This is a genomic window from Pseudomonas gozinkensis (assembly GCF_014863585.1).
GTDB lineage: Bacteria > Pseudomonadota > Gammaproteobacteria > Pseudomonadales > Pseudomonadaceae > Aquipseudomonas > Aquipseudomonas gozinkensis.
Genome location: NZ_CP062253.1, coordinates 21817 through 46730, shown reverse-complemented (window position 1 = coordinate 46730; position 24914 = coordinate 21817). Strand labels below are relative to the sequence as shown.

The following is a 24914-nucleotide window of genomic DNA, read 5'->3' as shown; positions in this document are numbered from 1 at the left end:
CTGACGTGCGAGCAATCACACGCGTTGGCCAACCGGTCTGTTGCCGGCAGTGGGGGCGATCCTAATCGGGGAACCTTTCAGCTACCTTTCGCGCAAGAAAGCTTTGGGCGAACGGCCAACCGGCCGTCGGATGCGGGCTAGAGTCAATGAACACGGGAAGCGGAGGGCAGGACGATGACTGAGTTGCACGGCGGTGGCTGCCATTGCGGACATATCCGCTATCAGTTCAGCGGAGCGTTGCACGACATTGCCCACTGTCATTGTTCGATCTGTCGAAAGGTCAGCGGCGGCATTGTCACTACCTGGATCACGCTGCCCGCGGCGAACTTCCAGTGGCTGACCGGGACGCCTTCGCGCTACGACTCCTCGACCAGTTGCGCTCGGTTCTTCTGTCCGAACTGCGGCGCACAACTGGCGCTGGTGACGTTGCTCAGCCCGGAGAGCATCGATCTGACGATTGCCACGCTGGACCGCCCGGAACAAGCCGCCGCCGAGCGGCACATCTGGACCGACAGCCAGTTGCCATGGCTGCACCTGGACGAGCATTTGCCTGGCGAGCCGGAAGAAACCATCTGATTAAAAAATAGACAGATCCAGCGGCCGCATCGCGCCCATCCAGATCGCGTGCTCGGTGTGGTCGAGCAAGTCATCGCCGGTGTCCGGGTGCAGGAACACCACCAATCCCTTGCGATTGAGCGCTAGCCACGGCAGCACGTCGCCGATCAGCTCCGGGCCGAAGGCCAGCTGGCAGCTCCAGTCCGGGTGCGGGCCGACAGGGCGTTCATGCACGCGGCCCATCTTCAAGGGAAACAGCGCTGCCGCCTGCTCACATAGCGCCCGCGCCTGTTCAATGCTGCTGGCGTCGTAATAAACGTGGGCGTGATAACCCTTGATCGTCTGCATCGCAAACCCTCTGAATCGGTTCGAACCCTCGGCGTTGACCGTATGTCACACGCCATACAAGGGAAAACAAAAGGGAAATCAGCCATGAAAAATGCCGAAACCCCGGCGGTGAAAGTGGTGCTCTATGGTGCCATGAGTAGCCTGGGCAGTGCGTTGATGGCTGAACTGCTGCGGCGTCAGCACGAAGTCATCGCCATCCTCGACGATCTGACGGCGCTCGCGCCACGGCCGGGGCTGCGCACCAAAAGCGGTGATCTGCTCGATGCCGAACGGGTCAATCAGAGCGTGGCCGGCAGCTCGGCGGTGATCTGCCTGCTCAATGCGCCGGGCTTGCCGCTGAGCAGCGATCATGTCGAGAAATCCGTGGTGCTGGGCCCGGTGGAACAGGTGTTGGCGGTGGACGCGCTGATCGACGGGCTGCAGGCGGCGAACGTCTCACGGCTGTTTGTCATCGGCGAATTCGAAGCACTGGACGATCCGGAAAACGCCGACCCGCTGCAACGCCACGCCGCCGAAGAAGTGCGCGAAGCCCTGCAAAGCAGCCCGCTGCACTGGACGTTGGTGAATGCACCGCGCAGCGTCGCCGGGCTGACAATCGAGCATTTCAGTCAGGTGGGCCGCACGCTTGAACCGGGTCTGGCTGAACCTTTGGAACGTTTGAACCGGGTGGCGGTGGGGATTGCCGATGAGCTGCGGCTGAATTTGCATCTGCGCCAGCATGTGGATTTTGTTGCTGCCTCCTGATCCGTTACACAGCAATCGAAGGCAACGGCAGCCCGGCCAGGGATTCGGCGCTGCTCGCCTGTTCGGCCATCAGCCAATCCACGAACGTCTGAATCAACGCGCCCCGGCGTTTGCGCTGCGGCAGCACCACGTAATAACCGAGACGCGACAGGGTGGTTTCGGCGATCGGCCGGCACAACAGACCTTGGGTGAGCAAGTTATCCACAAGGTGACGCCAGCCGATGGCCACGCCCTGGCCGCCAATCGCCGCTTGAATCAGCAAGGTGTAGTTGTCGAAGCGCAACTGGCCCGGGGCCGGCGGCGTACTGATGTTCAGCGCGCGAAACAGACCGCTCCAGTCGAACCAGTTGCTGCTGTTTTCCCCGCGCAGGTGCAGCAGCGGAAACTCCATCAATGCCTGGGCTGGCAAGGGCAGGGGACGATCCTTGAGCAGTTGCGGGCTGCACACCGGAAACACTTCTTCGCTGAACAACCAGTGACTTTCGCCCTGTTTGAAGCGACCGTCGCCGAACAGCACGGCAACGTCGATATCCGGGCGCAGCATGTTGTGATTGCGCTCGCTGGTGACCAGGCTGACGTCCACCTGTGGATAAGCCTCATGGAAGCGGTGCAGGCGCGGCATCAGCCAATAGGCGGCGAAGGCGAAATCGGTGGCGACCTGCAGCACTTCATGTTGCTGCTGAGTGCTGATCGCGCTCAATCCTGCGTCGATATTCTGCAAACCGAGGGTAACTTGCTCGAAAAGGATCGATCCGACCTCGGTCAGTTCGATGCCCCGGTAGATCCGGTCGAACAGCCGCGTACCGAGTTGTTCTTCCAGCCGTTTGATCTGCTGGCTGATAGCCGGTTGCGTCGTGCCGAGCTCCACCGCCGCGGCAGTGAAACTGCGATGACGGGCCGCCGCGTCGAAGGCGCGCAGCAGGTCCAGCGACAGATCACCGAGGGCTTCATACATAAGCTGTGCTTATCCTAGTCATTGTCCGGCGCGGGCTTTACCGGATATTGCGTGGAATCCATGCTCGATCGCAGCAATGTCGCATAAATATTCACTATGGAATGCCGCGATCACATGAAGCGCAAGAACATTCTTTTCATCATGGCCGATCAAATGGCCGCGCCAATGTTGCCGTTCTACGGCCCGTCGCCGATCAAACTGCCGAATCTCAGCCGCCTCGCCGAACAAGGCGTGGTGTTCGATGCCGCGTACTGCAACAGCCCGCTGTGCGCACCCTCGCGTTTCACCCTGGTCAGCGGCCAGTTGCCGAGCAAGATCGGCGCCTACGACAACGCCGCCGATTTCCCCGCCGACATCCCCACCTACGCCCATTACCTGCGCCGCCTCGGTTACCGCACCGCACTGTCGGGCAAGATGCATTTCTGCGGTCCCGATCAACTGCACGGTTACGAAGAGCGCCTGACCAGCGATATCTACCCGGCCGATTACGGTTGGGCGGTGAACTGGGACGAGCCGGATGTGCGGCCGAGCTGGTATCACAACATGTCTTCGGTGCTGCAGGCCGGACCGTGCGTACGCACCAACCAGCTCGATTTCGACGAAGAGGTGGTGTTCAAGGCTCAGCAATACCTGTTCGACCACATTCGCGAGGACGGCGACCAGCCGTTCTGCCTGACCGTGTCGATGACTCACCCCCACGATCCGTACACGATTCCCAAGGCGTTCTGGGATTTGTACGACGATGCGGACATTCCGCTTCCGACGACACCGGACCCGCATTCACTCGACCCGCACTCCCAACGTTTGCTCAAGGTTTATGACCTGTGGGACAAGCCGCTGCCTGTGGATAAAATCCGCGATGCGCGCCGCGCGTACTTCGGTGCTTGCAGCTATATCGACGCCAACGTCGGCAAAATTCTGCAAACCCTTGAAGATTGTGGGCTGATGGATGACACCGTCATCGTGTTCTCCGGTGACCATGGCGACATGCTCGGCGAGAAGGGCCTCTGGTACAAAATGCACTGGTTCGAGATGGCCGCTCGCGTACCCCTGTTGATAAGTGCACCCGGTCAGTTCAAATCCGGCCGTGTAAGCTCTGCCGTGTCCACCGCCGACCTGCTGCCGACCTTCGTCGAACTGGCGGGCGGCAGTCTGCAACCGGATCTGCCACTGGACGGCCGCTCGCTGGTCCCGCACCTGCAAGGGCAGGGCGGTCATGACGAGGTGTTCGGCGAATATATGGCCGAAGGCACCGTCAGCCCGCTGATGATGATTCGTCGTGGCGCCTACAAATTTATCTACAGCGAAACCGACCCTTGCCTACTCTTCGATGTGGATAACGATCCACGCGAACAGGAAGAACTCAGCCAATCGCCACAACATCGCCAGCTTTTCGACGATTTTCTTGCCGAAGCACGCGCCAAGTGGGACATCCCGGCAATCCACCGCGAAGTCCTCGAAAGCCAGCGCCGCCGGCGTTTCGTCGCCGAGGCGCTGACCGTCGGCAAGCTGAAGAGCTGGGATCACCAGCCGCTGGTGGACGCCAGTCAGCAATACATGCGCAACCACATCGACCTCGATGACCTGGAGCGCAAGGCCCGTTATCCACAACCCTGCCAAAACCAATAACGTTAAGGGGAAGTCCATGGTCAAGTTATCCACAGTCGTGACAGTGAGTCTGCTGGCACTGGGCAGCGCATCTGCGTTCGCCGAGAGCTGCGACACGGTAAAAATGGCCGATCCCGGCTGGAGCGACATCGCTGCGACCAACGCCATCACCGGGTTTCTGCTGGAGGGCATGGGCTACAAGGCCAAGGTCGACACTCTCGCGGTGCCGATCACTTTCGGCGGTTTGAAGGACGGCCAGGTCGACGTGTTCCTCGGCAACTGGATGCCGGCGCAGCAGGGCTTCTATGACAAGTTCGTCGCTACCGGCGACGTCACCCAACTGGCGAAGAACCTCGACGGCACCGAATTCACCCTGGCCGTGCCGGATTACGTGTGGGATGCGGGTGTGCATAACTTTGCCGACCTGAACAAATTCGCCGACAAGTTCGACAAGAAGATCTATGGCATCGGCTCCGGCGCGCCGGCGAACATCTCGCTGCAGGAGATCATCAAGAAGAACGACTTCGACATGGGCCAGTGGAAGCTGATCGAGTCCAGCGAACAGGCGATGCTGGCCGAAGTCTCGCGGGCGGTGAAGAAACAGAAATTCGTCACCTTCCTCGGCTGGACCCCGCACCCGATGAACGTGCAGCTGAAAATGCATTACCTCAAGGGCGGTGAGAAGTACTTTGGCGACACCGGCAGCGTCTATACCCTGACCCGCAAGGGCTACGCCGAGGCCTGTCCGAATGTGGGTAAATTGCTGACCAATCTTTCGTTCACTCAGGAGATGGAGAACAGCATCATGGCCGAGGTGGTGAACAAGAAGATCAGCAATGCCGATGCAGTGAAGGCCTGGATCAAGGCGAATCCGGCGGTGCTGGATAAGTGGCTTGATGGGGTGAAGACCGTGGATGGCAAGGATGCGTTGCCGGCAGTTAAAGCCAAACTGTAACTGCGCGGGTCGATCGTTCCCACGCTCTGCGTGGGAATGCCGCAATGGACGCTCCGCGTCCCGGGCTGCGTACAATGCGCAAAATTTCACCCGAGAGGATTCATGGCCCTCCCCAGCCGTCGCTCACTTTTCCCCTTCCTGACCTGGCTGCCCCGGCAGACCCGCGCCAGCGTCGGGCGGGACCTGGTCGTCGGTCTCAGCGGGGCGATTCTCGCGTTGCCCCAGTCGATTGCCTACGCCCTGATCGCCGGTCTCCCACCGGAATACGGGCTCTACGCCGCCATCGTTCCGGTGTTGATCGCTTGTCTGTGGGGCTCGTCGTGGCATCTGATCTGCGGCCCGACAGCGGCGATTTCGATTGTGCTGTTCGCCAGTGTCAGTCCGCTGGCCGTGCCTGCGTCGCAGGACTACATCACCCTGATCCTGCTGCTGACCTTCCTCGCCGGGATTTTCCAGTGGCTGCTCGGCCTGTTGCGCTTCGGCGCGCTGGTGAATTTCGTATCGCATTCCGTAGTGCTGGGCTTCACCCTCGGCGCGGCGGTGGTGATTGCCATCGGTCAATTGCCGAACCTGCTGGGGCTGGATCTGCCGGCCAAGGCCACGGCGCTGGCCAGTCTGATGGATCTACTGCGCCATCTCGGGGCTGTGGATAAACCATCGTTGGTCCTTGGCGTGGCAACGGTGGTGGTCGGTGCGTTGCTCAAACAATGGCTGCCACGCTGGCCGACGCTTTTGATGACGTTGGTACTCGGAAGTCTGGTGGTCTGGCTGTGGCCGGCGATGTTCGGTCACGTTCAACTGGTCAGCGCATTTGTCGGGCGCTTGCCGCCGTTCAGTGGGTTGCCGCTGGATATGGACCTGATCCTGCGCCTGCTGCCCAGTGCCGTGGCGGTGGGCATGCTCGGGCTGGTCACCAGTCTGTCGATTGCCCGTTCGATTTCCGCGCGCTCGCAACAGTTGCTCGATGCCAACCAGGAAGTCCGCGCGCAGGGACTTTCGAACATTGTCGGGGCGTTCTTTTCAGGATCGTTGTCCGCCGGCTCGTTCACTCGTTCCGGGCTGAGCTACGAGGCCGGGGCCTGTTCGCCGCTGGCCGGGGTGTTTTCGGCGTTGTGGGTGGCTTTGTTCGCGATCTTCGGTGCCGGGCTGATCGCGCACATTCCGATTCCGGCCATGGCCGGCAGCATTCTGCTGATCGCCTGGGGACTGGTGGATCATCGTGGCATTCGTGCGCTGTTGCGGGTCAGCCGCGCGGAATTCGTGGTGATGAGCCTGACCTGCGTCGCCACCTTGCTGCTGGAGTTGCAGACGGCGATCTATGCCGGTGTGCTCGCCTCGCTGTTTTTCTACCTCAAGCGCACTTCGCAGCCGAGGGTGCAGCATTGGCGCGATGGCGAAGACGACGTGTTGCGGGTCGGCGGGTCGATTTTTTTCGGCGCCAGCCACTACCTGCAAGTGCGCTTGCAACGGATGCATGGCGCGCGGGTGGTGATCGAGGCGCAACAGATCAACTTCATCGACTATTCAGGCGTGGAAATGCTCCATCAGGAAGCCCGGCGCCTGCTGCGCCAGGATCGCAGCCTGACCTTGCGTCAGGCGCGACCGCAGGTGGTGGAGGAGTTGCGCAAACTCGAAGGGCCGGAGAAATGCCCGATCCGCTTCGAGGATTGAAGAAGAACCCATTGTGGGAGCGAGCCTGCTCGCGATGGCGGTCTGTCTGTCAGATTGATGCTGGATCTGGCGACGCCATCGCGAGCAAGCTCGCTCCCACAGGGATTATTCCGCCAACTGCCGACGCAATTCCGTCAGGACCGGCGCCGTGTCCGGACGTACACCGCGCCACAGGAAAAAGGCTTCGGCCGCCTGCTCGGCCAACATGCCCAAGCCATCCATCACCACGCCCGCGCCGTGCTCGCTGGCCCAGCGGCAGAACGCGGTGGGCTCCTTGCCGTACATCATGTCGTAACACAGCGTCTGGCCGGGTTCGATCAGGCTTGGCGCAATCGGCGGCACATCGCCAGTGAGGCTGGCGGAGGTGGCATTGATAATCACGTCTACCGGCTCGCGCAACCAGTCGTAGCCACTGGCCGACACCGGCCCCAGGTCGCAGAACAGTTCGGCCAGCAGCTCGGCCTTGTCCACCGTGCGATTGGCGATGATCACCGAGGCCGGTTTTTCCGCCAGCAACGGCTCCAGCGCACCTCGCACCGCACCACCGGCGCCGAGCAGAAGAATGCGTTTGCCGGTGAGGCTGAGCCCGGCGTTGACCGTCAGGTCCCGCACCAGCCCGGCGCCGTCGGTGTTGTCGCCGAGCAGGCTGCCGTCGGCGAGTTTGCTCAAGGTGTTAACCGCACCGGCGCGCTGGGCCCGGGCGGTCAGGCTGTTGGCCAGGCGATAGGCATCTTCCTTGAACGGCACGGTCACGTTGGCGCCGCGACCTTCCCGGAAAAACGCCGTGGCGCAGCCGGAAAAATCGTCGAGTGGCGCCAGCAGGGTGCTGTAGTCGAGACTCTGCCCGGTCTGTTCGGCGAACAGCTTGTGAATCATCGGCGACTTGCTGTGGCCGATCGGGTTACCGAAAACGACGTAACGATCCATCAGAAATCCTCAGGCCTGAGCCAGCCAGTCTCGGTCTTGCAGGAAGTACTCGGTCAGGCGTGCTTCTTCGCTGCCCGGCTCGGCTTTCCAGTCGTAGGCCCAGCGCACTTGCGGCGGCAGCGACATCAGGATCGACTCGGTGCGCCCGCCCGATTGCAGGCCGAACAGGGTGCCACGGTCGTAAACCAGGTTGAATTCGACGTAGCGACCGCGACGGAATTCCTGGAACTCGCGCTGCCTGGCGGTGAACGCATCGTTCTTGCGGCGCTGCACGATCGGCAGGTAAGCGTCGATGTACGCATCGCCGATGGCGCGCATGAAGGCGAAACTGGTGTCGAAGTCCCACTCGTTCAGGTCATCGAAGAACAGCCCGCCGATGCCGCGTGGCTCGTGGCGATGCTTGATGTGGAAATAGGTGTCGCACCAGGCCTTGTAGCGCGGGTAGACGTCCGGGCCGAACGGCGCGCAGGCTTGTTCGGCAACGCGGTGCCAGTGGATGCAGTCTTCTTCGTTGCCGTAGTACGGCGTCAGGTCGAAGCCACCGCCGAACCACCAGACCGGCTCTTCACCTTCCTTCTCGGCGATGAAAAAGCGCACGTTGGCGTGGGACGTCGGCACATGCGGGTTGTGCGGGTGGATCACCAGCGACACGCCAAGGGCTTCGAAACCACGCCCGGCCAGCTCCGGCCGATGGGCACTGGCGGACGGTGGCAGGCCACTGCCGAAGACGTGGGAAAAGTTGACGCCGCCCTTTTCGATCACCGTGCCGTTCTCGATCACCCGGGTCCGACCGCCACCGCCGGCCGGACGGGTCCAGGCGTCTTCGACGAAGCGCGTGCCACCGTCTTCAGTTTCCAGCGCGGCGCAGATGCGGTCTTGCAGGTCGAGCAGATAGGCCTTTACGGCGTCGGTGCGGGTCGTCATGGCTTCACCTTGGATCGGGCGGAACTGCGCGGCGCCCCGCGCAAATGGGCGCGTAGCATACCATCGCAAACCGGCACGCCGCAGTTGACGAAGATCAAGCATGAGCGTTCGATAGGGACCTTCCCAAATGACCCAAGGAGTAGGCAGATGGCCAAGCGAATCCAGTTCCGCGCCCACGGCGGCCCCGAAGTGCTTGAGTACGTTGACTATCAACCCGCCGAGCCCGGTCCGCAGCAGGTTCGCGTGAGCAACAAGGCCATCGGCCTGAACTTCATCGACACCTACTACCGCAGCGGCCTGTATGCGCCACCGGCATTGCCGTCGGGCGTGGGTGCGGAAGGCGCCGGCATCGTCGAGGCGGTGGGCAGCGAGGTCACCCGGTTCAAGGTCGGCGACCGCGTGGCGTACGGAAGCGGCCCGTTGGGCGCGTACAGCGACGTTCACGTTCTGCCGGAAGCGAATCTGGTGCACCTGCCGGACGCCATCAGCTTCGAAACTGCCGCCGGCGTGATGCTCAAGGGCCTGACCGTGCAGTACCTGCTGCGCCAGACCTATGAACTCAAGGGTGGCGAAACCATTCTGTTCCACGCCGCGGCCGGCGGCGTCGGTTTGCTCGCCTGCCAATGGGCCAAGGCCCTGGGCGTGAAGCTGATCGGCACCGTCAGCTCGAAAGCCAAAGCCGATCTGGCCAAGGCCCACGGCGCCTGGGAAACCATCGACTACAGCCACGAAAACGTCGCCCAACGGGTGCTGGAATTGACCGACGGGAAAAAAGTCCCGGTGGTCTACGACGGCGTCGGCAAGGAAACCTGGCCGGCCTCGCTGGACAGCGTGTCGCCCCGTGGCCTGCTGGTGAGCTTCGGCAACGCTTCGGGTGCGGTGGACGGCGTGAACCTGGGGATTCTGGCGGCAAAAGGTTCTCTGTACGTCACCCGGCCAACGCTGGCGACCTACGCCAACAACGCCGAAAACCTGCAGCGCATGGCCGACGAGCTGTTCGGGATGATCACCAGCGGCAAGCTGAAAGTGGATATCAGCCAGCGTTATCCGCTGGCTGACGCGGCGAAAGCGCAGACCGAACTGTCGGCGCGGCGCACCACAGGCTCCACCGTCCTGCTGCCCTGAAAACCGATGACCTCGTCCCGTCTTCATGACGGTGCCGGGGTCTGTTCCAGCGTCACAAAAAACGGCGTCTTGCCGCTCAGGGTGGTTTCGAATTCCTGACGGGCAAGGCGCTTCACCTCCAGCCCCAACACGCCAGGCAGCCTGAGCAATGCGCTGGCCTGTCCTTCGACCTGCAACGCATTTTCAATGACGCTTCGTGTGTCGGCTGTCAGTGACTCCTCGGCGAGGACCAGACGCATGCGTGCCCCCTCGGGCTGTCGATCAATCTGCACCTGGACATCTGTAGTGTTCAATTCAGGCAAAAACTGCCGGAGTACGTGCAATACCTGTGACTGAGTGATGAGCGCGCCACCCAGTTTGATCGACGTCTCGACCCGCCCCTCAAGCGCCAGCACCGGCATGAAACTGCCACAGGCACACTTTGTCTCGGTGCGCAGGATTCGCCCACGATCCCCGATCCGGTAGCGCAACAGCGGCACATGATCGGGAAGCAGTGGCGTCAGCAGAAATTCACCGGATTCCTCTTCAGCCACAGCTTGCAGGGTCAGAGGATCCACCACTTCGAGCAGCATGGCGTCGGCATGCAGGTGATAAAAGCCGTGCTCCAGATGGGCACACTGAAAACCAATGGGACCGGTCTCCGTCGAGCTGTAGCCCAGCGAGCGAATGTTGAGCATCGGCCAGTTCCGGGCCAATTGGTCGCGCAGCGTTTTACTGCAGGGTTCACCAATGTAGTAAAGCCACTTCAGGCTGCACAATTGCACAGCGCCGACTGTTTCATGATTGAACAACGCGGCGGCGAAGGAGGGAGTACATATCAACGCATCGGCCTTGTGTGCCTGAATCAACTCGGCGACGCGCTGCACGCCCATCTGTGAACCAGCAGGCAACAAGCGTGCGCCAATGTGCTGGACGATGGCTGACGCGTATTGAAAGGCACCCTGCATTTCCCCGGCCGTCAGGCAGTTGATGGCCACCTCGGGGCGTTCGTCCGGCGCACCGAACATCCGTGCCCCCAGGGGCACGATTGCAGCGTTGAACGCCCAGGAATGGGTGATCTGTTTGCGATTGCCGGTGCTGCCTCCCGAAGTCAGGGTCAATCCACCGCCCGGTGTTCGATGTGAGGCTTCACCAAGCGCGGAAAACAGCACGTCTCCGAACTCGTCCTCCACTGCCAAAACCGGCAGTCGATGCAGATCGGACGAGTTCTGTACTTCCATGATTCGCGGATTCAACGCACGGAACCACGGCAGTGAACGCGCGTGAGCCAATTTACGAGCGAAGGCCTCGGCCGATACATCCGTTACAGATTCATTGCTCATGGCCGCGCCCTCCCTGACGAATGCCCAGCTCATCGAATCCGCTACGGATGGCGTTCGCCAGACATTCCAGCTGGCGCTGACTGTGACTCGCGCTGATGGCCAGACGCAAAATCGCCTCGCCCTTGGCCACCACCGGAAACAGCGCGGTAGTGACCGCCAGACCCTGCCGGCGCAAGTGCTGCGCCAGGCTGATCGCATCTCTCTCGGCCCCGACGCGGACAAAACGAATGGGGGACGCGACGTGATGATTGCCCAGCACTGGCCCCAGCAAACGGTCGATCGTGGCGATGTTTCGCCACAGCGCGACCTGCAATTGACCCAGCTCCGGCGACAAATGGATTTTCCCCGAAGCGACTGCCGCACCTACCCCGCCAACAGACAATGGCCCGCCAAACGTGTAGGTCGATGCATGACGCCGAATCATTTCGGCGTCGGCTTCGCTGCGCACAGTGATTGCCCCACCGGTTGCGCCGAACGCCTTGGACAACGACGACAGCAGGATCAGCCGGCCACGCTGTCGTTCATCCGCCGCGTCCAGCGCGTAACCACCTCCGGCCACGCCATGGATCGAGGTACCGTGGGCGTCATCCGCATAGAGATAACCGTCGAAACGCTCCGCCAGTTGCAGCAACCGATTGATCGGATAAACACCGCGCATTGAACCAATGCTGTCCGTCAGGATGATGGGCGTATTACCCGCCGCGACTGCCGTTGAGCACGCTTCCTCCACCTGCTCTACATCGCTGCAATCACGGCGCTGTATCGGGCCGAATTGCCAGAGAATGCCTTGCAGCACTTGCATCGAAGCATGAGCGGAACGGTCGACAATCCAGCAGGGGCCACGACGCATGGGATACGAGGGCATCTCACCGGAGCCGAGCAGCGGCAGACAACCAAGATGCGCACTGCCCACCGAGTTGAAGGTGACCGAATGCCCCTGAAATATCCGGTTCAGCAGTTCATCCAGCTCATGCATGGGTGGCAACAGCGCCCGGGTGCGTGCGGCAGCGAACTGCACGCCGAAGGACTCGACGGAGTGCATCGCCCCCTGAATCAAGCGAGGATCACACTCCAGCCCCAGATAAGAACACGAGAGAAACTCGGTCAGCCGCTCGCCGCTTTCGAGTTCGATCTCTTTGCCTTCACGTTTAGCCAGCTTCAGGCCATTCAGCCCCGCATCGAATAGCTGCTGCTGATCGTCACGCGCTTGCCGGACACGGTTCTTGACCCAATTGACGGTCGGTTGAAAAGTGTTCATCGGGATACCTGCAAAGAAGGGGTGCGGCGATAGACCTGGACTCGCCAGAGCTGGGTTTTTTCTCGTGCGATGTCTGTCTGGTACTGATGGGTGACATCGCAGAAACCTGCGCAATCAGGTCGCACCACATGCAAATGCCCCCGCATGACCACCTGTGCGTTTTCCGACAGGGCCGGTGCCAGGCGCTGCAAAACGTTCTTGCCGGCCGCTTCGGGCATGAAGGAAGGCACGTCCGACAGCGATACGAAATCGATGGCGTTCTCCCCGGCAGCACAGTCAAGGATGTCGGCCTGCACCACGCGCAACTCGCACTGCTGAAGTCCCTCACGGGCCCGCTGGAAGATCTGCGGATCGCACTCCAGCGGAAAGCCTTGTGGATAACGCAGCTCACCGAAAAACAGCATTTGCAGGAAAAAGCTCTCGCGGACCACCTGAGTGGTGAACAACGTATGGAAAATTCCCAGATACGCCGCGCGGGAACTGATCCCCAGGTTGTTGGGTGGGAACGCGCCCTTGTACAGCAGCGAATTGAGGACTGCTGCGTTTCCCAGTAAAGCGATCACCGCTTTCCACCGCTTGAGCGGGAAGCGGTTTCGGTAATATTCCGTTTGTTCGTCAAGCTGGCTGAACTGAAAAATGCCTCGGCCAGCCTTGCCGGTAAACAGTCCGGTGATCTTCGCCAACCACTTCAGAGTCTGCTCGAATGCGCCCATGTAAATCGGCGCTTCCCAACGTCGGGCCTGGAAGAATGCGGACAGCCAACGACGATCCGCCGGCGGTAAAACCAGTTGCTGGAAAAGGGAGCGGCGTCGCGCCCGCATACTTTCCATTCGATAGCCCATGAACGCCATGAACGACTCGTGATCGGTCTGTTCCAGCAGGGCAAAACGCAATCGGGTGAACGCCAGTTGCGGCTCACTGATATCGGTACAGGTCATGCGTGCCGGGGCGGCGGCCAATAACGGCAACAGCCGGCCGCCGCATCCGGCGATACCCAGCACGTGCCCGGCATGACTGGGCAGGATCGCGTACTCAAGCGCGGTGTCCTCATCCCCGAGCGTGTAGTTGAGCCGGTCGAAATAATCAGCCATGTCTGCCTCCAGCCGTCTGATCTGAACATGGGCAGGCGGCCTTCATTGGTTGTCCAGGGCGTGGAGGAAGTCATAGCGGGGCGCCAGCCCGTTTTGCCAGGCCTCGAACTGCTCGTAAACCGCCTCGAGCATGTTGCCGGTCAGGCGCAGGCTGGTTTCCATGACAGTGCTGATCGCATCCCAGTCTTCCTGACGCTTGCAGGTGCGCTGCAGCATCAATTTGATTTCGTTGAAGTGCTCGATATCAATGTCGGAATGCGCAATGAAGAAAGTCAGTTGAGCGGGTTTGAGCGCCAGTGTTTCACTCAGGCTATCAATGAGCGGAGTAATGAACTGATAGGCATTTTCTGCCCAATAACTATAACCAAGCCGTTGTAAAGGGTTACCGGTAAAGGAAATCCAATATAAATAAGCGATCAGCACATCGGTGGCCGGAAGTGCAGTCGGCATATCAAACACTTCATTTTTCAAACCAAGACTCATGACATCGTGCAGCGCCATTTTTTCATGACCGACTTCCTGTGCCGCATGTTCAAAGCAGAACTTGGCATACACCGGATTATCCGCATGCCGAACTCCGACCAATCCTTGATTTCGTGCGTTATGTGCCGTGTAGTGAAAAGTCTGGATCATGTAGATCGCATATAAGGCTTTTGAAACGCTGCCTTCGCGTATGGCTTTTACCAGTCGCGAACTTTCCAGAATATCGGCCCACGATTTTTCGATTCGCTCATCGAGCAGGCTTAATTGTTGTTCAAAACTGAGAGGCGTATTCATCAACGGGGTTCTCCAATGGATTGGCGAGCAGGTGGGCAGACTGTTGAAGTGCTGTGAGGATTTGCTGCCATTGAGCCGAGAGCAGCCAGTAATCGCCGCGTTGGCGCTGTTCGATACGCAGGGCGTCGGCGGTGACGGGTGTCAGGCCGAAGCGCTGGAACAATCGCCGTTGCGGTGAACGGCAGAGCGCGGTAACGCCTTCATAACCGCGCTTGATCGCCCATTCCGTGGCAGCCGCCAGCAGGCCGTTGACCGACATGGGAAATTGATTCTGCGAGTGGCTGATCAAACGACTGAACTCGACATGGCGCGACAGCGTCGTGGCAGGAGACAGTTGCTGCTGCGCCAGTGAGGCCCATTCGAACGGCGCAGTGGTCACTCTCAATACCGCCGTGAGCCTGTCGTGCTCATACAACAAAAAGTGGGTACTGCGCGAAATAATCGCCAGGCGTGTTTCAAGTAACCTGGCCTTAGGGGTCAACATGTAGTGTTGCAATCGCAGCCGAAAATGGCGGGAAACAAACCGTTCAAACTCTCGTGTGTCTGATCCTGCTTCAAGAATAACGATGCGATAGTTTTCATGACGCCTTTTAAAGGTCGTCTGAATCTCTTGCAGATAATCCGTTAATTGCGAATCCCTGATATCCATTTCTTCTCCGCAGCCGTTAACTTTTCGAAGTTTTCTGAGCGCATTGAAATAATGAATGGTTTTAGAAAAATCGCCACTGTGTGGCTTCTGAGAATAACGTCGGAAAAATTACAACAATTGAATACTTAAAGATTCATCTGACGTAGAAAGGAAAAATTCAAACAAAACGCGGGGCTATAAATTCAGCTAAATGAAGGAAAAATCGCAGGCACGCGTAGTACTCCTCGCCATGAAAGCCGAGGAGTACTCACATGATTAACCAAGGGTGATATCAGGCCGGGCGCACGATATTGCCGGTGGCCAGATCCCGAATGAGGCTCGGGTTCTTGCGACCGCCAAGCGCTCCGCCGAGTACCAGATCGACCTGGCCTCGGAAATATTGCTCGACCCGCAAGCGACTCTTCGCCGCCGGCCGCCCCTGCGGATTGGCCGACGTGGAAATCAACGGCCCTACCAGCGAGCACAGATCCCGCACCTGCGGATGATCGCTGACCCGCAGCGCCACGGTGTCATGCACCCCGGTCACCCACTCCGGCAAAAGGTTCTGATGCGGCACCAGCCAGGTGTTCGGCCCTGGCCAGGTGCTGGCCATGCGGTCGATCCAGTCCTGGGGGAAATCCTCGAACAGAAAATCGAACTGACGAATGTTGTCGGCGACCAGGATCAAGCCCTTGTCCACCGAACGGTTCTTGATCGCCAACAGGCGATCCACCGCTTCTTCATTCCAAGGATCGCACCCCAGCCCCCAGACGGCTTCGGTTGGATAGGCAATCACCGCCCCGGCGCGAATCTCTCGTGCGGCTTGTTGCACACGCCAACTGTTGACCATGAAAAACTCTCCGCAAACAGGTTTCGCGCAGTTTACCGATCTTCAATGTAAAACCTAGCTCACGCGCGCAAACCAGCGGCCGTTTTCGCACACCGCGCGGCCATCCATCTCCAGTTCGGTGAGTGCCGCCAGCACTTTGGGCAGCGCCCAGCCACTACTGTCGGCCAGGCCCTCGCTGGTGTGCGGCGCGGCGTGCAGCAGACGCAGCAACGGGTTATCCGGATTCACTGCGGCTGTGGAGACCGGCAGATGCTGCCAGCCACGCAGGGCTTCGAGAATGTGCTCGATGGTTTCCACCAGCACGGCGCCGTCACGGATCAGTTGATGACAGCCCCGAGCACCGGGGTGGTGGATCGAACCCGGAATGGCGTACACCTCGCGCCCCTGTTCTGCCGCCAGCCGTGCAGTAATGAGCGAACCGCTGGCAACGCTGGCCTCGACCACTAGCACGCCAAGGGACAAACCGCTGATGGTCAGGTGATATGATTTACCGAGTGACAATCAGACGGTTAAAAAATGACCAAAGCCTACGCATATATACGCTATTCCCGTGCTATCCAAGCCACCGGGGACAGCGAAAACCGCCAGTTGACCGCCCTAGAACTCTTTGAGACAGCCACAGGAACCAAAATCGTGGAAGTCGTATACGACAAAGGCAAATCCGCCTTTCGTGGCGACAATGCCCGGTCTGGCAATTTCAAAGAGATGTTGGACAGAATGCAAAGCGGCGCTATTCGCCGTGGTGATTACCTCGTGGTTGAGAGCATTGACCGTATCACCCGCCAACGTGTGCTTGACGGCGTTGAGCTTCTTCAAGGGATTTTGAAGAAAGGTATTAACATCTATACGACCGTTGATAAAAAGACATATTCGTATAATGACCCCAGTCGGGATTTTGAAAACCTCCTGATGATTAGCCTAATTGCGAAAAGGGCTAACGAAGAATCTGAAACAAAATCTGGTCGTTTGTTATCTGCTTGGAAAGCACGTAAAGCCAGAGCAGAGAATGGCGAAGTCATTATCAAAAAAGGCAAATCTATCCCATACGGTTTGCGTGTTGAAGAAGGTCAGTTCGTAATTCACAAAGAAGAACAAGAAGAAATAAAACAGCTTTTCGAACTTTTGCTTAAATTTGGCATTAACACAGCCATCACGAAGATTAACGAAACATCATTAAAAAAATGGAACAACGGCACACTCAACAAAATAATCAAGCATAAAACTGTTATTGGCTGTATGGCGACTCACCGTATCGAATACACCGCTGATGGTAAAGCCAAAAAGATTTTAACCGGTTTTATCGAAAATTATTATCCTAACTTGATTGAGCCGGGACTTTTCTATAAAGCCGTTGATGTAATGGCAAATCGCAAGCAGAAAAATTGGACTGGTAGAAGAGCAGAACAAGATTTTAACATCTTCAAACATTGTATATTCTGCGCAGAGTGTGGCGGAAAACTTTACTACGACCATAGAGGAAGCAGATACAAGGGAAAAATTTACCCATTTTTTAAATGCGATAATGCCCGAGTTCAAAAGCACGTTTGCACCGCCGACAATATCAGGTTTGAATGTGTTTTAGGCTCGCTATTGGATAGTATAAAGATGATTAATAGGATAGCCACTGAGTTCAAACGAGACTTTAAAGGTATCTCTACCCAAGCAAGATTTATCAATCCAAAAATAAACAGCCTGCTAAAGACTGATAGTGGAAACAGCAACTTGGTTCTTGAAGAGAAGCAAAAGCAACTGATTTCAAGACGGACTAAACTCGATAACATGAACACTCAAATGGTTGAGGCTGATTACAACGTCCCTACGAAATTCATTCAGGAAATATCTAAAACTGAAAAAGAAATCGAAGCACTTAACAAAGAAATATTATTGATTCATAGTGCTTTCGCTGATGAGGGCACCATAGATGTACAAGATACTAAAACCGTGACAGACCTATTTATGACAGACGAAGGTCGAGCAAAGTTAAATTATTTCTTCAAGACCAACGATATTATATTTCTTGTGAGTCATACGAAAGCCACAAGAGAAACGAGATTTTCAATGCGACGAAAAAACGACTTAGTTGATGAAAAGATTTGCAATAACTTTATAAGGTTTCCGTTGAAAGACATTCTCGGAAGCTACGGGCTTGGCGACTTGCAAACTATGTTTGACCTAACTGTTAGCTAAAAATCCAGCCCAATAAAATCCTGAATTGAAAATTCCGTATTTTTTTGGACTTCGCTATTTAAAATAGTTTACTTCGAAAATTAGCTAAAATATCAGACAACATTGAAATCAAAAGAAGCAAGCAGAATAAAAAACCATCACGACTATCGTCGTTCGTTTTTTATGCTTGCCCCACTCATTCCCTAGCGGTCATTACGGGGGGCAAAGCTACTCCCACAAGGGTCGTATCTAACAGCAAAGCTTGAAGGCAACAATTAAAAAAACAAATGCTATTATATGTTTATAGCCACTTAATAAACTATGAGCAAATTTAAAGCAAGTACCCGCCTTACAGAAATAAACGCCGAACAAGTCGAACAACTTCGAAGAGAGTATAACGAAATTTCTGTATCAAAATTTTCGCTATCGGACGCATTCAAGCAACACCTTTTTCATAATCGTAGTTATGTCGTAATAGCCAAAAACGCCAACTACGAAGAGTTTAGTAAGTACAATCAAATACTTGCAAATCTTCACACCAACCTATCGCAAATTAAAAACGCCGAACCTGAAATAACAAGGCGCATAAATAATTCTCTGCGAAACTTAATAAAGATGAAGCTCGATGTTAGTCGTTTACGCTTCAAGACGCTTGAAATAAAAACTGCTACAAAGCCAGATTTTGAGCCAACTATACATCTACCCCCTTTTGACGACAGTCATTCAGAAAGAAAAAAACAGTATACGATTAGTCTCACTGAACAAGAAAATAAAAAGCATCAAGAGATGTTCGCAAGTCAAACCTTCGTTAAGTTGCTCTTCGGTTTTTTCGACGAATTTACAGTTTATGAAAAAGAGTTTTCAAATACTGCCGTTGCTTATACATCCGATGAAACGCTTTTGAAATGCAGTGATGCGGTCAACAACTACGTTGTTAAAAAGATAAGCGATGAAAAGCTGCTAATCCAGATTCTGATTTTTCTTGAAAGTAAATTTTTCAGCGAGGGACATCAGAGAATCATAAAAGCGAGCGCCGACCTCCTTGCATTTATTGACGGGGCTAAATAATGCTTATCAAAGAAGTCCCAAGAATTAAACCCAACACTCGGAACCTTGCTAATTATGTTTTGAGGAAAGCCAGCAAGATAAGCGGTAATATCCCAGTCGATACTGCCAACCTCAATGAGTCAGCCAAAGCAATCGAATTGGATTTCAATAGCCGTTTAACGGATAGGCAAAAAAGCAATGAAATGCATTATATCGTTTCGTTTGAGGAGCTTCATAAAGATATATCTGATGATAAATTAATGCGCATTGGCAATGAACTTATTGAGCGTCACTTCGGTGATAATCGTAATTTCCTGATTGCTATTCATCGAGACACGAACAACCCGCACTTGCACTTGGTCATGGAAAATAGAGATTTTGATAATAAGCCATTTTACAAGAAAGACAACTACCGTGGATTAGAGTCTCTTGCCCAGAAGCTCGAAAAAAAGTATTCGCTTAAAAACGGGCAAATTTCTGAAAGCAGGAATGACCCAAATCCGACCAGACTGAACTATTCCGCTAAACAGTATGAAAATCGTACAGGTCAAGAATCTGACGAGAAGAAGTATAAAAACGAGTTGAAGAGCATTCTTTCCAACTCCAAGACGCCGGAGGCTCTGTTTCAGGCGTTGAATGAAGAAGGTTATACAATACGAGCGAACAAGAGCAAAACCGACCCTGCAAGGCTGTCAGGCTATTACATAAGCAAAGGTTCAACATCTATAAAACCAAGTTCCATCGGTTTTCAAATGAGTAAACTTATTGAAAAATACAAGTTCGATGAAAAAGGAATTGCCGAATTAATCCTACGCTATGAGTCTCCATTACCACCCGACGAATTAGGTGAAATTTCTTCGAGTCCAGGACCAGACCCGAAACCACAACCTAACCGCCGTGAAAGCCTGTATACCAAATTCCAAACTTCAGATGGGGTGAACTATACAAGCAAGAATGAGAAATACAAAACGGGCTTTACGGTCAACGCTAATAGCGTTTCTTTCACAAACCCAAATGAAATGAGCATCAAAGCAGGAATTCAGGCTTTGATCGAACAAGGTAGTAAAGGACCATTCTACCTTACAGGGTCGGAAGATTTTAAGCGAAAAACGTGGCTTGTATCTGCCATGATGGGTTTAGAAATATCCAATTACCAACCCACAAAAACCGACTTGTCAGCGCTTTTCGAGCGTGTCAAAGCCAATCAAGAAAAATACCCAAAGACAAAAATTAAGCTTCTTGAAACTCATCTTGACGCTCTGAAAAAAGAAGGACTTGAAATTGATACAATGTTAGAAACACCGTTAAGCTTTTCAAGCTTATTTACAAACGAACCAAACCAAACAAATAAACAACCTGAAAATAATGAGGAAATTGAAATGAAAAACAATAATACTAAACCAGCACCAATTACTAAGCAGCCACAAAAATCAAGAGCAGACCTCTTGTTCGACGACATGGACACCGACAGCAAATTGCTAAAATCAATCAATAAGCAAAAAGATAAAACACTTAGTGGCTTGCCAGACCTCAATCCTATAAAGCCCGATTGGTCATAATGCAATAAATACGTGAAGAGAGCCTATGACTCTTTTTTGTTATCTGAATATTGTGTTCAAGATACAATCAAATTTCGTTCTTAAACAATCATCAGTATCTTTTATCCTATATCCCCATTTCACTTTTCGAATGTACTCAAAACCACTCCAAGCAATTTCATCGTGCTCAACAATCACAGACTGAACAAACTCATTGGCATACTCACAAAATGCCCAAAACTGCCCGGCTTGTCTGAATTTTGCGAGTTGAACAAAAACCTTGTTCTTCAATGTTTTGAAAAGCTCATGAGGCTCTTTATCGAAAAAACGGTCGAAGGCACGCCATAGTATAGTTTGAGTTTTACCGAAAAAACCATACATTCTAAAACCCCAAAGGCGGGCAACTGCTTTGTTCTTCATTGATTCATCGGATTTTTCACGTAGACTCTTAATCACGTATTTCGTTATATAACTTGCCGGGCTTGCGAATTCTCTACCTGTTTTTTTTGCTTCCTCTTCTGATATATGCACGATTTTCACGGCATTTTCACTATGCGAATAATGCTTGTGAATAAGAGAAATCAAATCGTCTGCTTGGTCGGGACGAACAAAAAACATGGAGTGCATATGAACGCACTGGTCCTTGTGGGCTTCCTTACACCACATTCCCAGGGATTGTATGCCGTGTCTTTCCCTATCCTTGTTTAACGCTACCAGTCTTTTGGAAAGCCAATCAGAGGCTTCTCTGGGCGTTGATCCATCCCAACAATTTCGACCGTTTTTAGGATTCGAATGAAACTCTGCTGGACAGGTGAACGTGGTAAATAAAGCCATATATCCCTTCGCTTTTGCTACTTTCTCCAAGTCCTTAACTTTCATGTAGATTTCAGATGCTTTACGTTCGTCAGTCAAAGCAAATTGTGACAATGGTATTTTTTGCTCAACTCCATCGACAGAGTAAACAATTTCAGTATTATCAATAAATTCCTGCTGTTCAATATCCTTTTGTTTCTGATACTCCAAAAGCTCATCACTGCAATACGCCTCACCGCTTTCGCCAATCTTACGGCTTTTCAGCAAGTGCATCTCACGTTGTTTCCTTGCAACAGACTTGACTATTTTAACAAGCCTTCTAAAAATGCTTTTGTACTTACCATCTATTTCTTTGTCGAAAATGCTTCTATCATTGGCGCACCTTATACCTTCATCATCGATAAAGAACTCGTAGAGTTTGTCAAGAATAGTCCCCGAGCAACGTAAGTCCGCAAATTTAACGTCCTTATATATCTCAATCTGGTTCAGTTCTTTTTTCAAATCAGGGGTCGCACTTACATTCAGTATTAGCATTTTGATATGGTCATCAAAGCATACATAACTAAACACGCGGTTTATCATCTTGGCTAACGCCAGAGCTTCTTTTGCATATTCATCAATTTTGTTTTCGTACCCAAAAGCGTGTTTTCCATTGGCTCGGATAACGTTAACTTTTTGTCCGAGGATTTTTATTCGTTTTGTAAAGCCAAGTTCATCGGCTTCTTCGTCACTCAAAAATGGCAATGAAGACTCAACACGATACTGACTCGACAACTCGAATGTTCTGGTAAGGGGGTTTAGTTGAGATATTATGACTTTCAGCTTCGCTGATAATTCGGATACATGAATAAGCGGATTAAGAAAAAGCTTAGCATTAGATTTTACTTCTGCGATGTTTTCTTTTGTTAGCTCTTGCTTTTTATTTTTAAATGCTATAATAGACTTATTGGTAAGTTTCATTTCTTATATTTTTGTGTAGTAACTTCATTATAACAAATTAAACCCAAACACAAGAGCCGAAAGGCTCTTTTTTATTGTCTGTCACTTTGCAGACATGGAACGTATGAGCATTAATAGAAGTGGGATATGCTGGAAGCCACGGATTTAAAGGTTGCGACAGTTATTTTAGAATTATCCAAGAAGAGCAAAATCAAAATCGTGAGTCTGAAATGTGACATGGTATAATTGGCAGATACCAAATCTAAAATCTTTATGCGAAGCAATGACACGTCTCTTTTAGGCTTTATCTATTTCCCTATCGTGTTTTTTGCCTGTTTGCATTATATGAATCCGAGTGCGTTCAACAGGACATCTAGCCCAATACTACAAGCCCAACAACCAGTTCAGAATTCAAAAGAAGTAGCAAAAGCTATGGCTGAGGCTAAGGTCGCTAAATATAATGCGATGCTCAGTGCGGAAAGTGATTGTTTAAAACGGAAATATATAGACGGTGGCAAAGGAGCGCCCACAAAGACGACGCATTATTTTGATTTCTTTATCGACTCATCTGGTTCAGCTCATTGTTCTGAATCCACTTCAAGTCATGACCTTTTCATTGAGTTTTCGCCCGGCGACTACATCTACTCTAAAAGCCCGCGTTCTACAAATGGTGTAACTGTCCAGATTTACACTTTTTAGTTAGTCGATTGAAAAGCTATGGCGCATGTTAGCTTCTTTTATACTTTTTTCATGGTAACGATTTAGATGTTTCTCAACGTATTTTTCCAAGTGAAGAGTTTCTGCTCTCGGTAACGACACATCTGCCCGAAACTCGTTTGCCAGCATCCACGCCTTATAACCGTTGTAACCAACTATTTTATGTACCTCAGCGAGTCTATCCCAACCGAACTCATCATCCGTCAACGAACTCAGTAACGAGTTGGTCATTAGTTCCTCGGCATTCAACGAAAGCGCTCTGGATGCAAGAGACGGCTTTATCTCCTTCCAATTTATATCTGTCGGGAAGTTTTGAAGGACAGGTCTATCTCCATTCGTCATATCATATGATTTCTCATTGAGCCCATAACGCTGACCAAAATACTCATTCCCGCTGATAAAGTCCGAGCATGTAAGTGCATAGCTTTCCAATATCACTGCTACGCGAATTGATGAGTGTTTTTTTTCTTTTCGGTTGTTTATTAGTAGAAATGTTTTATCCACGGATAATGTTATGATTACCGTTAATAAGCCAGTACCAAGTATATAAGGGATAAATAGCTTTAACATATCACTAGACTCGACCATTTTGTCTTCGCCTCTTTGTTTTATATTTTCTAGGTTCTCGCCAATTCCCCAAAAACCGAAACGGAACGAAATTTAGCAGCTAGTCGATGCGGAACAATTTCCGCACCTTTGGAGTTTTCATGCTTCGCAAAAAAACCAATTCGGCGAATCAAACCCTACGGGTTTCAAGCCATGACTTGATTTCTTCCTCGTTCCATTTTAGTGCGCGACCCACACGGTAAGGTCTAGGAAAGTCCATAGACTCCTCAGCCAGACTTGACATCTTTTCAAACAAATTTCCGCCGATGCTAGAGGTTCCGATGGTAGCTGCTAAGCCCGCGCGTTTTTTAGATAACATAGATGCGCTGCTTAGACTGCCTAAAAAGTCATCTGATGACTCTTTAATATCACACCAACGATATAGTGTTGATTTGCTAATACCGAGCATTTCGGTAACGGTAGAACTGTCAATCAATTTCATGTGTTAGATCTCTCAACGGATATTTAGCTTGTGATTTGATTAGTAATCACGGTTTTGATGACCGCCTATGACTCGCTACGGGTCGAATGAATGCTAATGGTATCCTATGGCTTCGTCTAGGGGTCAATGCGCCTTTCTCTGATTTTTTATTTACACGGACAAAGGGTTTACCTAATCATGATCCGGTTGCGCCTCGGGAAGTTGCTCGCCGTCGGCCCGGTGTCCAGAGGGAATTCCGAAACCACCGCACTGCCGCACGCAATCATCGCGTCCGCCAGCCGTCGGTTGCGCTGTGGATAAAAGTTTTCCAGACCGGTACCCAGCACGCCGACCGTTTGCCCGCCGACGTCGACAGCGGCTTGATGCGCCGCCGCATCGATGCCCAACGCCAGGCCGCTAGTGATGACGAATCCCGCCCCCGCGAGACTGCGGGAAAATGCAGCAGCAGTGTCCATGCCCGGACGTGAAGCGCGGCGACTGCCGACCATCGCCAGTTGCGGTTTTTCCAGAATCCGCGGGTCGCCAGCGACGAACAGCAAGGGTGGCGGGTCGGGAATCTGCGCCAGCAAGGCCGGATAATCCGGTTGATCCCACATCAGCAAATGTTGATCCGGCCGCTCTAGCCAGCGCAATGCGTGGCTGGCGCCGTCGCGAACTTCAGGGCAACGTCTGGCCTCGGCACAGGCCGCCGGCAATCCTAAGGAGCGCCAGGCGGTGGCCGGTGCACTGATCGCCTTCGAGGCGCAGCCGAAGGCTTCGAGCAGTTTGGTGAAACGCTTGGGACCGATTTCCGGCAAGCGGTGCAGGCGCAGGCGCGCTTCCAGTTCCGCCGGCGAAACCGGCGACGAGTCAGGCATCATCATGGATCATCCTTGATCGTTATAAGGCCCGAACCTTTCGGAACAAGC

At 53.7% G+C, this 24914-nt stretch carries 23 protein-coding genes and 2 pseudogenes; 10 read left to right on the top strand and 15 right to left on the bottom strand.

Features of this window, described 5'->3' with window-relative positions:
* Nucleotides 1–174 precede the first annotated feature (174 nt).
* A complete protein-coding gene (locus tag IHQ43_RS00220; protein ID WP_192562972.1) occupies nt 175–576 on the top strand; it encodes a GFA family protein in 402 nt (133 codons plus the stop codon).
* Here the strand turns inward: IHQ43_RS00220 and IHQ43_RS00215 are convergent, their stop codons facing one another.
* Nucleotides 577–903: a DOPA 4,5-dioxygenase family protein gene (locus IHQ43_RS00215; protein ID WP_192562971.1), complete on the bottom strand. Its 327-nt coding sequence runs from the start codon at nt 901–903 to the stop codon at nt 577–579. It abuts the gene before it with no gap.
* A gap of 84 nt (nt 904–987) precedes the next feature.
* On the opposite strand from IHQ43_RS00215, the gene IHQ43_RS00210 reads away from it, so the two are divergent.
* The gene (locus IHQ43_RS00210) at nt 988–1647 is read left to right on the top strand and encodes an NAD(P)-dependent oxidoreductase (RefSeq protein ID WP_007954072.1); all 660 of its coding nucleotides are present in this window, start codon (nt 988–990) and stop codon (nt 1645–1647) included.
* A 4-nt stretch (nt 1648–1651) separates the two neighbouring features.
* Here the strand turns inward: IHQ43_RS00210 and IHQ43_RS00205 are convergent, their stop codons facing one another.
* Nucleotides 1652–2602, bottom strand: coding sequence for a choline sulfate utilization transcriptional regulator (locus tag IHQ43_RS00205; RefSeq protein ID WP_192562970.1), 951 nt, complete (start codon nt 2600–2602; stop codon nt 1652–1654).
* Between the two features lie 114 nt (nt 2603–2716).
* Between IHQ43_RS00205 and betC the strand changes: the two genes are divergently transcribed.
* The 3 genes from betC to IHQ43_RS00190 all read left to right on the top strand — a co-directional run bounded on the left by betC (nt 2717) and on the right by IHQ43_RS00190 (nt 6836).
* Entirely contained in the window at nt 2717–4231 is a 1515-nt protein-coding gene (gene betC, locus IHQ43_RS00200) for a choline-sulfatase (RefSeq protein WP_192562969.1), read from the top strand.
* 16 nt (nt 4232–4247) lie between these two features.
* Nucleotides 4248–5165: a choline ABC transporter substrate-binding protein gene (gene choX / locus IHQ43_RS00195; RefSeq protein ID WP_192562968.1), complete on the top strand. Its 918-nt coding sequence runs from the start codon at nt 4248–4250 to the stop codon at nt 5163–5165.
* Nucleotides 5166–5267: 102 nt separating this feature from the next.
* The gene (locus tag IHQ43_RS00190) at nt 5268–6836 is read left to right on the top strand and encodes a SulP family inorganic anion transporter (protein ID WP_192562967.1); all 1569 of its coding nucleotides are present in this window, start codon (nt 5268–5270) and stop codon (nt 6834–6836) included.
* A gap of 105 nt (nt 6837–6941) precedes the next feature.
* Here IHQ43_RS00190 and aroE read toward each other — a convergent pair whose 3' ends face one another.
* Nucleotides 6942–7763, bottom strand: coding sequence for a shikimate dehydrogenase (aroE, locus tag IHQ43_RS00185; protein ID WP_192562966.1), 822 nt, complete (start codon nt 7761–7763; stop codon nt 6942–6944).
* A 9-nt stretch (nt 7764–7772) separates the two neighbouring features.
* Complete coding sequence (gene hemF, locus IHQ43_RS00180; protein WP_085696940.1) at nt 7773–8687, bottom strand: oxygen-dependent coproporphyrinogen oxidase; 915 nt, start codon at nt 8685–8687, stop codon at nt 7773–7775.
* Nucleotides 8688–8834: 147 nt separating this feature from the next.
* On the opposite strand from hemF, the gene IHQ43_RS00175 reads away from it, so the two are divergent.
* Nucleotides 8835–9812, top strand: a complete 978-nt coding sequence (locus IHQ43_RS00175) for an NADPH:quinone reductase (RefSeq protein ID WP_192562965.1) — start codon at nt 8835–8837, stop codon at nt 9810–9812.
* A gap of 23 nt (nt 9813–9835) precedes the next feature.
* Here the strand turns inward: IHQ43_RS00175 and IHQ43_RS00170 are convergent, their stop codons facing one another.
* From IHQ43_RS00170 to IHQ43_RS00140, 7 genes and pseudogenes are all read right to left on the bottom strand, one after another.
* A complete protein-coding gene (locus IHQ43_RS00170; protein ID WP_192562964.1) occupies nt 9836–11134 on the bottom strand; it encodes a phenylacetate--CoA ligase family protein in 1299 nt (432 codons plus the stop codon).
* Nucleotides 11124–12392 (bottom strand): aminotransferase class I/II-fold pyridoxal phosphate-dependent enzyme, encoded by a 1269-nt coding sequence (locus IHQ43_RS00165; RefSeq protein ID WP_192562963.1) that lies wholly within the window; start codon nt 12390–12392, stop codon nt 11124–11126. Before IHQ43_RS00165 ends, IHQ43_RS00170 begins: the two co-directional genes overlap by 11 nt.
* Complete coding sequence (locus tag IHQ43_RS00160; RefSeq protein ID WP_192562962.1) at nt 12389–13483, bottom strand: DUF3419 family protein; 1095 nt, start codon at nt 13481–13483, stop codon at nt 12389–12391. Before IHQ43_RS00160 ends, IHQ43_RS00165 begins: the two co-directional genes overlap by 4 nt.
* A 42-nt stretch (nt 13484–13525) precedes the next feature.
* Nucleotides 13526–14260, bottom strand: a complete 735-nt coding sequence (locus IHQ43_RS00155; RefSeq protein ID WP_192562961.1) for an iron-containing redox enzyme family protein — start codon at nt 14258–14260, stop codon at nt 13526–13528.
* Complete coding sequence (locus tag IHQ43_RS00150; RefSeq protein WP_192562960.1) at nt 14238–14909, bottom strand: GNAT family N-acetyltransferase; 672 nt, start codon at nt 14907–14909, stop codon at nt 14238–14240. The genes IHQ43_RS00155 and IHQ43_RS00150 overlap by 23 nt, the downstream gene beginning before the upstream one ends.
* A gap of 271 nt (nt 14910–15180) precedes the next feature.
* On the bottom strand, nt 15181–15738 hold the full coding sequence (tsaC, locus tag IHQ43_RS00145; RefSeq protein ID WP_007954101.1) for an L-threonylcarbamoyladenylate synthase type 1 TsaC: 558 nt from the start codon (nt 15736–15738) through the stop codon (nt 15181–15183).
* A gap of 54 nt (nt 15739–15792) precedes the next feature.
* A pseudogene (locus tag IHQ43_RS00140) lies at nt 15793–16209 on the bottom strand (DNA-processing protein DprA); the annotation flags it as partial.
* A 45-nt stretch (nt 16210–16254) separates the two neighbouring features.
* Here IHQ43_RS00140 and IHQ43_RS00135 point away from each other — a divergent pair.
* From IHQ43_RS00135 to IHQ43_RS00125, 3 genes are all read left to right on the top strand, one after another.
* Nucleotides 16255–17925, top strand: coding sequence for a recombinase family protein (locus IHQ43_RS00135; protein WP_192562959.1), 1671 nt, complete (start codon nt 16255–16257; stop codon nt 17923–17925).
* Nucleotides 17926–18225: 300 nt separating this feature from the next.
* Nucleotides 18226–18972 (top strand): hypothetical protein, encoded by a 747-nt coding sequence (locus IHQ43_RS00130; RefSeq protein WP_192562958.1) that lies wholly within the window; start codon nt 18226–18228, stop codon nt 18970–18972.
* A complete protein-coding gene (locus IHQ43_RS00125) occupies nt 18972–20510 on the top strand; it encodes a relaxase/mobilization nuclease domain-containing protein (protein ID WP_192562957.1) in 1539 nt (512 codons plus the stop codon). Before IHQ43_RS00130 ends, IHQ43_RS00125 begins: the two co-directional genes overlap by 1 nt.
* A 39-nt stretch (nt 20511–20549) precedes the next feature.
* Here the strand turns inward: IHQ43_RS00125 and IHQ43_RS00120 are convergent, their stop codons facing one another.
* Entirely contained in the window at nt 20550–22262 is a 1713-nt protein-coding gene (locus IHQ43_RS00120) for a replication endonuclease (RefSeq protein WP_192562956.1), read from the bottom strand.
* Between the two features lie 225 nt (nt 22263–22487).
* Here IHQ43_RS00120 and IHQ43_RS00115 point away from each other — a divergent pair, with 225 nt between their 5' ends.
* On the top strand, nt 22488–22940 hold the full coding sequence (locus tag IHQ43_RS00115) for a hypothetical protein (protein ID WP_192562955.1): 453 nt from the start codon (nt 22488–22490) through the stop codon (nt 22938–22940).
* Here the strand turns inward: IHQ43_RS00115 and IHQ43_RS00110 are convergent, their stop codons facing one another.
* The 3 genes and pseudogenes from IHQ43_RS00110 to IHQ43_RS00100 form a co-directional block, all read right to left on the bottom strand.
* The gene (locus IHQ43_RS00110) at nt 22941–23546 is read right to left on the bottom strand and encodes a hypothetical protein (RefSeq protein ID WP_192562954.1); all 606 of its coding nucleotides are present in this window, start codon (nt 23544–23546) and stop codon (nt 22941–22943) included.
* Nucleotides 23547–23694: 148 nt separating this feature from the next.
* Nucleotides 23695–24006 (bottom strand): helix-turn-helix transcriptional regulator, encoded by a 312-nt coding sequence (locus IHQ43_RS00105; RefSeq protein WP_192562953.1) that lies wholly within the window; start codon nt 24004–24006, stop codon nt 23695–23697.
* 176 nt (nt 24007–24182) lie between these two features.
* Nucleotides 24183–24869: pseudogene (locus IHQ43_RS00100) on the bottom strand (DNA-processing protein DprA); the annotation flags it as partial.
* Nucleotides 24870–24914: the final 45 nt, after the last annotated feature.